4 protein-coding genes and 1 pseudogene are annotated in these 3595 nt (G+C 38.2%); 4 read left to right on the top strand and 1 reads right to left on the bottom strand.

Features of this window, described 5'->3' with window-relative positions; translation table 11 throughout:
- Positions 1-210, top strand: a pseudogene (locus AC1TO8_RS23745) (IS91 family transposase); the annotation flags it as partial.
- Between the two features lie 346 nt (positions 211-556).
- Here the strand turns inward: AC1TO8_RS23745 and AC1TO8_RS23740 are convergent.
- Entirely contained in the window at positions 557-679 is a 123-nt protein-coding gene (locus AC1TO8_RS23740; protein ID WP_482058051.1) for a hypothetical protein, read from the bottom strand.
- A 296-nt stretch (positions 680-975) separates the two neighbouring features.
- Between AC1TO8_RS23740 and AC1TO8_RS23735 the strand changes: the two genes are divergently transcribed.
- The 3 genes from AC1TO8_RS23735 to AC1TO8_RS23725 form a co-directional block, all read left to right on the top strand.
- On the top strand, positions 976-2541 hold the full coding sequence (locus AC1TO8_RS23735) for a histidine kinase N-terminal 7TM domain-containing diguanylate cyclase (RefSeq protein ID WP_482058050.1): 1566 nt from the start codon (positions 976-978) through the stop codon (positions 2539-2541).
- Between the two features lie 287 nt (positions 2542-2828).
- Positions 2829-3050: a tyrosine-type recombinase/integrase gene (locus tag AC1TO8_RS23730; protein WP_482058052.1), complete on the top strand. Its 222-nt coding sequence runs from the start codon at positions 2829-2831 to the stop codon at positions 3048-3050.
- On the top strand, positions 3043-3595 hold a 553-nt coding region (locus tag AC1TO8_RS23725), incomplete at its 3' end, for an IS91 family transposase (protein WP_482058049.1). The genes AC1TO8_RS23730 and AC1TO8_RS23725, both read left to right, overlap by 8 nt.

Raw genomic sequence — 3595 nt, 5'->3', positions numbered from 1 at the left:
AAGATTAGGCATTATGGTTTTCTCAGCAACGCTAATCGAAAAACCAAACTACTAAAGTGTTTATACCTGACTCGTACGCCGATTAAACCCAAAGTAAAGTTGACGGCGAAGGAACTTATTTTCAAATTAACCGGTGTGGATATTTCGCTTTGTCCCTCCTGTGGAGGAACTTGGTGTCAGATATTAACGTTGACTCCGGGCGGTGGGTAAGCGCGATTAATAGCAACCTTTTCACTACGATGCCTGATCTGGGGAGGGGGGAGGTATGTATATATCCGTAAATGAACACGCTGACCTTAGAAATTTGAAAGTGAATTCTCTTATATTGTGCTACATTAAGAGAAGGAAGTAAATAACAAAGCCCATAGGCTAGCAAATATTCTCGGCATCGTTCAACATGGATTTTCGCAATTGCCGAGTAACCTTTCTGCTCATATGATCACGATTTTGAAGGCCTTCATATAGTGCATATGAAGATCCTTTTTCCGGGCAACTGCGCAACCAATCCAAAGTGTTATCGGATGTTACCGACTTCGTAGCGAAACCAACAGATAAATTAATCTAATATCGTTCTTTCTCTTGGTACTGTAGTTTTCACAAATTCTTGTTTAATGTCTTCCTTAAGTACCTGTTTCAATCGGTCTTTACCAATTTGATCAAAACGTTTTTGTACTTTCATTACATGTTCTTCATCTGATTTTATCTGACTTTCTATTCTTTCATAATCCTCATAGCTGCTTTTAACTCTCGAAATATGCCACCATGCCGTGTTTCCGCATTCTGCAAGCACCCTTGGCTAGATAATTTTGGCTTCTATATGTATAGGAATGCTCTTGCAAACACCTTGCAAACCCGAGCCTTTTGAATAGTCACTATAGTGATGTAGACCGAATTCTGTCCATGATTCAAGGAATGTTAACAATTTAAGTTAACCATGTTAATATATATTCACATATATGAAAGAGGGTATAACTATTGAATTCGAATATAGCGGCATATATAACATTAGTATGTACTTCGGGTGTTCTGAATTTGTCTATACTTTTCTATACTTATTGGAGGAGACATCATTATTCAAGTGTCGCTAAATTGTTCATGTGGAATACATTTACTTCAATGATTTATTGCTTTGGTTATGCCTTTAGCTTAACATCGACTTCGTTAGAACAACTTAGATTTTGGAATATTGTACAGTATGCAGGGTTGCCATTTTTCCCTCCGTTAGGATTATTGTTTGTCATGCAATATTTGGATTATAATTTAACGAGAAAAAGAATAATCGCGTTACTTATAATGCCTTGTCTTACTTTACTCATCAATGTAACAAATGAATCCCATCATATATTCTATAGAATATATGATATCCATTCGGTGCTTGGGGCTCCATATAGTGCGATTGAATATGGGGTATGGTTTATTGTACATAATATTTACATTTTTGGCTGTATGTTAGCTGCGTTCTTATTGCTGCTTTCACGCTGGAAGGAAACAGATAGTGTATATCGGCCTCAATTATTTGCCCTCATCTGCGGTCAGGTGCTTCCAGTAGTGACTGCCTTTTTATTATTCATAGGAGTGACACCCGATGGTATCGATCCTGTACCAATGGTTATTTGGTTTTCTTCTGTTTTGTACCTCTGGTCTATTACTTCCTCTCAAATGTTATCACTTATGCCAATTGCGAAGGAAACGATCTTTAATAATATGAATGATGGTGTTATTGTGCTTAATGGTACCTATCAATTAATCGAATATAATCAAGCTTGTAAAAATATGTTTAGTGATCTGGATCGATCAACGATAGGGCAGCCATTTGATCAATTTTGGTATATGCTAACGGATCAATCATTTCCTGTTCAATTAGATACGATATCAGATAAATTGAATGTTACGATTCATCAAGCTAATTATATTTATCAACTACGTATTTCTAGGCTTCAACAATCAAATAATAGGTTTGGCTTACTAATTATATTTACGGATATAACAGAGCTACATATATTACAACAAAAGTTAGAGCATCAAGCCTATTATGATGAGCTTACGCAAATATACAATCGTCGTGCCTTTTTCCAGCAAAGTGAGCAAAGCTTAATGAAGGCAAAAGCTGAATTGTCATCTTTTATGATTATTCTATTTGATATTGATTTTTTTAAAAAAGTGAACGACACTTATGGGCATCAAACCGGAGATCAAATGCTAGTACATATGGCTCAAATATGTAAGGATGAGCTGGAAGAAAATATGCTGTTTGCTAGATATGGTGGTGAAGAATTTGTACTCGCTTTAACTGGTTATACACTAGTGGAAGGGGAAAACTTCGCTAATCACCTTAGATCTTGCATTGAACAGAAGCCTCTAGTTGGAAATGAACGATTTGTATCCGTTACCTGCAGTTTTGGAGTATCCGTAACGACAGGAGCTATGGAGGAAACAGTCTATCAACTTCTTCAAAAAGCTGATGAAGCACTTTATGCTGCCAAAAGAGCTGGTCGAAATCAAATACGGGTTTTTACTGAAAAGTACGAATTTGTGGAATAGTACAGTTTGTATACATCAAAATCACTAATGATACTTGCTGAGGTGAGAAGCATCATTGGTGATAACTGAAGAAGTTATACTGTGACTTTATTCAATTATTCCATTAAAACGTGAAGGGCTAAACGGTAAAGGAGATGATGCCTTCGATATAACACCGCACGATGGCGGGTTTCAAGAGGTTAAAAGCAGCTATGCGGACTAGTTGTGGGCTTGGCTAAAGTTTTTTCGCTACATTTGTATATGTATAGCGTTGCAACTGTTTACAGAGGATGCGCTAGAGGTCTTTTCTGTATGCTTCCGGGATAACTAAAAATGTATCGGTACACACCTTGCGTCACTGCTTTGCAACTCATCTATTAAATGGCGGTGCGAGTATTCTGCAAATCAAGGAACTTCTTGGACATGTAGATATTCAAACGACTTCCTTGTATCTACATCTGACCCATGCTCAAGTCCTCGGGTTAAAAAGCCCTCTGGATCTGCCTCTTGGAGGTGATCACGATGATTGAACTGCAACAGATATTTACGCATTTTACCAAGCCTTTTCTTGATTTCCATCCAGTTCATCTCGAAGGCATCAAGGCAACTCATGCTATTCAGTCCTGCAGAACCGCGGCTTTAGGCGGACATGTAGACCAATGCAATTCCTGCGAGGATTTGAAGGTGTCCTACAATTCCTGTCGTAATCGCAATTGTCCCAAATATGGCAATTTAAAAAAAGAGCACTGGGTTCTTGATCGAACTTCTGAACTCCTACCTGTTCCTTATTTTCACACCGTTTTCACGGTTCCTCACATATTGAATCCCTTATTTCTAGCAAACCCCAAGCTGATGAACAGTATTCTTTTTAAAGCTGCTTCCCAAACGCTTTCCAAGCTGGCCTTGGATCCTAAGTTTCTAGGTGCGCAAATCAGAGTAACTATGGTGTTGCATATATGGGGACAAAATTTGTCTTTTCATCCCCATGTTCACTGCATTGTGCCGGGTGGTGGACTTTCAGCTTCTGGATGCACTTTCATGCGCTCTATGAACCCGATTGGGTCGTCTATTGCAA

Source organism: Paenibacillus sp. Y859, from assembly GCF_056786405.1.
The sequence above is the reverse complement of the archived record's forward strand: the minus strand, read 5'-3'. Positions and strand labels throughout refer to the sequence as shown.